The 6,106-nt window shown below is 71.9% G+C and carries 7 protein-coding genes; 4 read left to right on the forward strand and 3 right to left on the reverse strand.

All coding sequences use genetic code 11. From position 1 onward, the window contains the following. Positions 1–24 precede the first annotated feature (24 nt). On the forward strand, positions 25–690 hold the full coding sequence (locus VF612_RS13400) for a rhomboid family intramembrane serine protease (RefSeq protein ID WP_408660351.1): 666 nt from the start codon (positions 25–27) through the stop codon (positions 688–690). Positions 691–719: 29 nt separating this feature from the next. Here the strand turns inward: VF612_RS13400 and VF612_RS13405 are convergent, their stop codons facing one another. Further along, positions 720–1,754 carry a C45 family autoproteolytic acyltransferase/hydolase gene (locus VF612_RS13405; protein ID WP_408660352.1) on the reverse strand — a complete coding sequence of 345 codons (1,035 nt, stop codon included), beginning with the start codon at positions 1,752–1,754 and terminating at the stop codon, positions 720–722. 46 nt (positions 1,755–1,800) lie between these two features. Further along, positions 1,801–2,205 carry a YjbQ family protein gene (locus VF612_RS13410; RefSeq protein ID WP_408660353.1) on the reverse strand — a complete coding sequence of 135 codons (405 nt, stop codon included), beginning with the start codon at positions 2,203–2,205 and terminating at the stop codon, positions 1,801–1,803. Positions 2,206–2,304: 99 nt separating this feature from the next. Between VF612_RS13410 and rph the strand changes: the two genes are divergently transcribed. From rph to VF612_RS13425, 3 genes are all read left to right on the forward strand, one after another. Beyond that, on the forward strand, positions 2,305–3,027 hold the full coding sequence (gene rph, locus VF612_RS13415; RefSeq protein WP_408660354.1) for a ribonuclease PH: 723 nt from the start codon (positions 2,305–2,307) through the stop codon (positions 3,025–3,027). A gap of 91 nt (positions 3,028–3,118) precedes the next feature. Beyond that, on the forward strand, positions 3,119–3,760 hold the full coding sequence (gene rdgB / locus VF612_RS13420; RefSeq protein WP_408660355.1) for an RdgB/HAM1 family non-canonical purine NTP pyrophosphatase: 642 nt from the start codon (positions 3,119–3,121) through the stop codon (positions 3,758–3,760). Positions 3,761–3,841: 81 nt separating this feature from the next. Next, positions 3,842–5,389 carry a Rieske 2Fe-2S domain-containing protein gene (locus tag VF612_RS13425; protein WP_408660356.1) on the forward strand — a complete coding sequence of 516 codons (1,548 nt, stop codon included), beginning with the start codon at positions 3,842–3,844 and terminating at the stop codon, positions 5,387–5,389. A gap of 17 nt (positions 5,390–5,406) precedes the next feature. On the opposite strand, the gene VF612_RS13430 is transcribed toward VF612_RS13425, so the two are convergent. Next, positions 5,407–6,106 (reverse strand): biotin-dependent carboxyltransferase family protein (locus VF612_RS13430; protein WP_408660357.1); only part of this gene is annotated, 700 nt, incomplete at its 5' end.

Here is a 6,106-nt window from a genome sequence, read left to right on the forward strand (position 1 = left end):
CTCGGACGGCGGTAGCCTGCTGGGGTGAGCACACCGCCGCAGCCCACGCCGCCGCGACCGCTGACCCGCAAGCAGCAGCGTCGCCAGGAGCTGATCGACACCAAGCTGCTGCAGATCCGGCCGACCCGTCCGAGCGGCGCCGTGGTCGTGATGACCCTCGCGCTCGCCGTGCTGTGGGCGGTGCTGGGCATCGACGCCGCGCTCGGCCATCCATTGCTGGAGCTGGGGATCAAGCCGCGTCAGGTCGACGGCCTGGCGGGCATCGTGCTGGCCCCGCTGCTGCACGCCAGCGCCGCCCAGTTGACCGCCCTGTCCATCCCGTTCGCGGTGCTGGGCTGGCTGATGCTGACCTCGGGCCTGCGGTCCCTGGCCGTCGTCACCGCAGCGGCCGTGCTGGCCAGCGGGCTGGTCGGCTGGCTGGCCGGGCCCTCCGATCAGGTGATCGTCGGTGTCAGCGGGGTGGTGCTCGGCTGGCTGGGGTACCTGCTGGCCCGTGCGCTGTTCGGCCGCAAGGTGCGGTGGATCGCCATCGCGGTGGCGGTGGGAGTGGTGTTCTCGGGCCTGTTCAACGGCTTGCTGCCCCGGGTGCAGGACCATGAGTTCTGGGGCAACCAACTGGCATCGTTCGCCGTCGGGGCGGCCCTCGGCGCCGTTCTGCACCGGCGCCGGCCGCGCAAGGCCAAGGCCTGACCCGGCCGTTGCTGCGACCCGCGGCGGCCTCAGCTCGCTCGGAACCGCCGCCAGCGCTGCTCCGGCCGGCCGCACGGCCCGCCGGCCAGCACGCTCATCCGGCGACCGGCCGGTTCCAGCGCGATGGTCGCCAGGGTCTGCCAGCCGGCGCCCAGCGGGGCGGTAGCCGCCGCATGGCAGCACACCGCGGCGCCGTCGGCCTCGTGGGCGCACAGCAGGTCGGCCAGTTCCTCGGCAGCGTTGCCCGGACCGCCAGCGGGGGTGGCTGACTCCTCGGCGAACCGGGCCAGCAGCACCTCGTGCCGGGGCAGGCTGTCCGAGTCCGGAGCTGCCGGCAGGGCGGTCGCCGCCAGCTCCGGGTCCTGGAAGTGATTGGTGTGCACGCTCCACCGGGCTAGCGGCAGCTCGGCCACCCCTGCCGGTGAGGCTTCCAGGCAGGCGACCTGTCTGCAGTCCAACAGGGTGAAGCAGCTGGAGGCCGACAGCGGGGCGCTGCGCAGGATCGAGATGCCGGCCTCGACGTCGGCCGCGGAGTCCAGGATCCGGCGGGCCACCGCGTGCACCGGCACACCGCCGTCGCCGGTGTCGCTGCTGTGGATCAGGATGTTGAACAGCACGCCCAGGCCGGCCGAGTTGATGCCGATCTTGGCCAGCAGGCCGGTCTCGGTCAGGGTGACGAAGGGAAAGCGTGCCTGCGGATACTCCAGCACCGCCCACCCGGCCGACAGCTCCTGGTGCCAGTCCCAGGTCTGCGCGCCGATCATCACCCCCGCCCGGTTCGCCCCGGCCACCGCGGAGCACTCGCCACGGCTGGCGGCTTCCGCCGCGGCCAGCAGCTCGGTACGGGCATTGACGGCATGGATCCGCCACGGCGGCAGCCCGCTTGCCTCGGCGTAGCGGTCCAGCTCGGCTGCCAGGTCCGGCGCCCAGCCGGTGAGCGCGTCCCGGGCGGCCAGGGCCAGGTGCTGGACCCGCGCCGGCTCCAGCCCCGCCGCGGCGAACAACCGGTCATAGACCGCCAGCGTTCCCGGCAGCCATGGCGCGCTGCCGGCCGCCAGGCTCACCGCCCGCGCTCCCGGTTCGCCGCCGGCAACCCGCACGGCGCGCATCTCAGCCGGTCACGAAGCTCAGCCGGACGGTCCGCACCGCGTTGTCGACGTTGGTGTCGACCAGGCAGACCGATTGCCAGGTGCCCAGCTGCAGCCGGCCGGCGACCACCGGCACCGTCGCGTACGGCGCGATCAGGGCGGGCAGCACGTGATCGCGGCCGTGCCCGGGGGAGCCGTGCCGGTGCTGCCACCGGCTGTCGGCCGGCAGCAGGTCAGCCAGCGCGGCGAGCAGGTCCTGGTCGCTGCCGGCCCCGGTCTCCAGGATCGCCACCCCGGCGGTCGCGTGCGGAACGAAGATGTTCAGCAGCCCCTCGTCGCCGGCCTGCAGGAACCCGCTGCAGGTCTCGGTGATGTCGCGCACCTGGGCCCGGTCGCCGGTACGGAACTCGAAGGTCTCGGTGCGCATACCGCCATGATCCCCCATGCTCGCCACCGGCGGTCCGGCCGCGTCAGGGGCGGACCGGTGGCAGGATCGCTGTCAGCGGTGCTGACTACGCTGGCCGGCATGACCCGTCCCGACGGCCGCGCGGCCGACCAGCTCCGCCCGATCACCATCACCCGCAACTGGCAGGCCTATGCCGAGGGTTCGGCGCTGATCGAGTTCGGCGAGACGAAGGTGCTGTGCGCGGCCTCGGTCACCGAGGGGGTGCCGCGCTGGCGGCGGGGCAGCGGCCTGGGCTGGGTGACGGCCGAGTACTCGATGCTGCCGCGGGCCACCCTCACCCGCAACGACCGCGAGTCGGTGCGCGGCAAGCTGGGTGGCCGCACCCACGAGATCTCGCGGCTGATCGGCCGCTCGCTGCGGGCCGCGGTCGACCTGTCCGCCCTGGGTGAGAACTCCATCGCCATCGACTGCGACGTGCTGCAGGCCGACGGCGGCACCCGGACGGCGGCGATCACCGGCGCGTACGTGGCGCTGGCCGACGCGATCGGCTGGCTGGGCAAGCGCGGCTCGCTGGCCCGTACGGACCCGCTGATCAACGCGGTGTCGGCGGTGTCGGTAGGCGTGATCGATGGCGAGCCCCGGTTGGACCTGATGTATGAGGAGGACGTCCGGGCCGAGACGGACATGAACGTGGTGGTGACCGGCAGCGGCGAGTTCGTCGAGGTGCAGGGCACCGCCGAGGGGACGCCCTTCCGCCGCGACGAGCTCGACGCGCTGCTGGACCTGGCCGTCGCCGGGTGCGCAGAGCTGGCCCGTCACCAGCAGGACGCGCTGGGACGATGAGCGAGCAGCTGATCCTGCCAGGGCGAGCACCGCGAATGAGGAGCGGAGCGAATCGCAGCGATGAGCGCTCGCGCGAAGAGCGGGTGGAATGATGACAGCCCGGCTGCTGCTGGCCACCCGCAACGGCAAGAAGCTGGACGAGCTGCGGCGCATCCTGCAACCCCGGATGGCGGTCGAGGTGCTCGGGCTCGCCGACGTGCCGGCCTTCGACGAGGTGCCCGAATCGGGCTCCAGCTTCGCCGAGAACGCCCTGATCAAGGCGGTGGAGGCGGTCAAGCACACCGGCCTGGTCACGGTGGCCGACGACTCGGGCCTGGCCGTCGACGCGCTGAACGGCATGCCGGGGGTGCTGTCGGCGCGCTGGGCCGGCGCCCGGCACGACGACACCGCCAACCTGAACCTGCTGCTGGAGCAACTGGCCGACACCCCGCAGGAGCGGCTGGGCGCATCGTTCGTGTGCGCGGCGGCGCTGGTGACCCCGGACGGCAGCCAGATAGTGCGCGAGGGCCGGATGCCCGGCCGGCTGATCCGCTCTCCCCGGGGAACGCACGGCTTCGGCTACGACCCGATCTTCGTGCCGGACGGCTACGAGCTGACCAGCGCCGAGCTGCCGCCCGCGGACAAGGACGCCATCAGCCACCGCGGCAAGGCGCTGCGAGAGCTGCTGCCGTTCGTGCTGCAGGCGCTGGGCGGCCGGGACACCGAGGAATCCCAGGCCCGCGACGCGCGTTGACTGGATCGCGGCCCGGTCCCGGCCAGCGGCTACCGTTGTAGGGACGACGGAACACCTGCGCGGCGGAGTGGAGCACAGTTCATGCGAGTGACCGGCCTGGGCCATGCCAGCGTGCTGATCGAGACCGAGTTCGGCAGCGTGCTCACCGACCCCTGGGTGAATCCGGCCTACTTCGGCTCCTGGTTCCCGTTCCCCGACAACTCCCAACTCGACTGGGACACCTTCGGCGACGTCGACTACCTGTTCGTCTCGCACCTGCACCGCGACCACTTCGATCCCGAGCACCTCAAGCGCTACGTCAGCAAGAAGGCCACCGTCCTGCTGCCGAACTACCCGACCAGCGAGCTCGAGGATCAGCTGCGGGCGCTGGGATTCAGCTCCTTCGTCAGGACCCGCAACGACGAGGTGATCGACCTCGACGGGCTGCAGGTGATGATCAACTCGCTGATCTCGCCGACCGACGGCCCGATCGGGGACTCCTCGCTGTGGCTCTCCGACGGCAGGCACATCCTGCTCAACCAGAACGATGCCCGGCCCGCGGACCTCACCTCGTTCGCCAAGCTCGGCCACGTCGACGCGCACCTGCTGCAGTTCTCCGGCGCGATCTGGTTCCCGATGGTCTATGACCTGCCCAAGCGCGCCAAGCAGGCGCTGGGGGCGACCAAGCGGGAGCGACAGTTCGACCGCAGCCTGCGCTACATCGATGACCTGCAGGCCAGCTACGTCTTTCCGACCGCGGGCCCGCCCTGCTTCCTGGACGAGGAGCTGTGGGGCTTCAACGACATCTTCGGTGACGAGTCGAACATCTTCCCCGATCAGCAGGTGTACCTGGACTGGCTGGCCAAGCGGGGCCGGGATAACGGCCGGCTGTTGCTGCCCGGCACGGTGGCGCGTGTCGACGAGCCGGGCTGCCCGCTGGACCACCCGATCTCCGATGCCGAGGTCGACAAGATGTTCGCCGACAAGACCGCCTACCTGCGCGACATGCAGGAGCGGCGGCAACCGGCGGTGGAGGAGCGCAAGCGCACCTGGGCGCACCCCGAGATCGACGTGCTGGCCGAGATCAAGGCCTGGTTCACCCCGCTGCTGGAGGAGGCCGACCAGATGGCGGCGGGCATCAACGGCGGCGTCCGGTTCACCGCCACCGACGACGAGCGGGGGGACATCGACTTCGTGCTCGATTTCGTCACGCGCGAGGTACGTCCCTATGCCGATGAGAAGGTCCGCTACCGGTTCCAGACCAAGCGGGCCTACCTGGAGCAGCTGATCTTCGAGCACGAGATCGACTGGGTGAACTCGCTGTTCCTGTCCTGCCGGTTCACCGCCACCCGGATCGGGCCGTACAACGAGTTCGTCTACACCTTCTTCAAGTGCCTGTCCGAGGAGCGGCTGAACTACGCCGAGGGCTACTTCGCCGAAGCCGCCAATGACGAGGAGTCGATCACGGTGGACGGCTGGACGTTCCAGCGCCGCTGCCCCCACCTCAAGGCCGACCTGACCCGGTTCGGCCAGGTCGCCGACGGGGTGCTGACCTGCCAGATGCACGGCTGGAAATGGCGGCTGTCCGACGGCAGGTGCATCACCTCGGTCGGCCGGCCGTTGCGCACCGAGGGCCGGACGGCTCGCTGAGCCCTGGCCCGTCCGCGTCAGCCCGGTTCGAAGCCGGGCAGCTCGAAACCCGGTAGCTCGAAACCGGGCAGCTCGAAGCCGGGCAGCTCGAAGCCCGGCGCGGTCGGGACCGGTGTGAACCGCAGCTCAGCACCTGGCCGCAGCTGAGCCAGCAGGTCCAGCTCAGACCCCGGCAGCACCGCGATCACCGGGTAGCCGCCGGTGACCGGGGCGTCCGGGCCGAGGACGATCGGCTGGCCGTCCGGCGGCACCTGGACCGCTCCGGGCAGGGTCGGCTCGGACGGCAGCTCCGCGGCGGCCCGCTCGTAGTCCGGCCGGAGCCGCAGCGCCGGCCCGGTCAGCCGGATGCCGATCCGGTTGCTGTCCGGGCGCACCTGCCACGCCGAGTCGAACAGCCGGCCGACGGAGCCGGGGTCGAACCAGCCCAGCCGTGGGCCGGCCGCCACCGGCACGGGGGCAGCTCCGCGCCGCCCGGCGCTGTCGAACTCGCCAGGATCACCCGTCGCCGCAGCACCCACCGGAAGCTGCTGTGCCGCGCTCAGCGCCGGGGGGCCCAGCCCGGACAGGGTGTCGGTGGCCCGGGAGCCCAGCACCGGCGCCACCGCGAGGCCGCCCCGGACGGCGAGGTAGCTGCGCACGCCGGTCAGCGGGGTTCCGGTGGCGATCACCGTGCCGGCCGGGCAGCTGAGGGCGGCGTTCCAGCTGAGGGCGGCGTTC

The sequence above is a fragment of the Jatrophihabitans sp. genome (assembly GCF_036388195.1).
Taxonomy (GTDB): Bacteria; Actinomycetota; Actinomycetes; order Mycobacteriales; family Jatrophihabitantaceae; genus Jatrophihabitans_A.

Coding starts and splice junctions, on each gene's coding strand:
- VF612_RS13425 (WP_408660356.1), top strand. CDS start 3,842: ATGCGAGTGACCGGCCTGGGCCATGCCAGCGTGCTGATCGAGACCGAG.
- VF612_RS13410 (WP_408660353.1), bottom strand. CDS start 2,205: ATGCGCACCGAGACCTTCGAGTTCCGTACCGGCGACCGGGCCCAGGTG.
- rdgB (WP_408660355.1), top strand. CDS start 3,119: ATGACAGCCCGGCTGCTGCTGGCCACCCGCAACGGCAAGAAGCTGGAC.
- rph (WP_408660354.1), top strand. CDS start 2,305: ATGACCCGTCCCGACGGCCGCGCGGCCGACCAGCTCCGCCCGATCACC.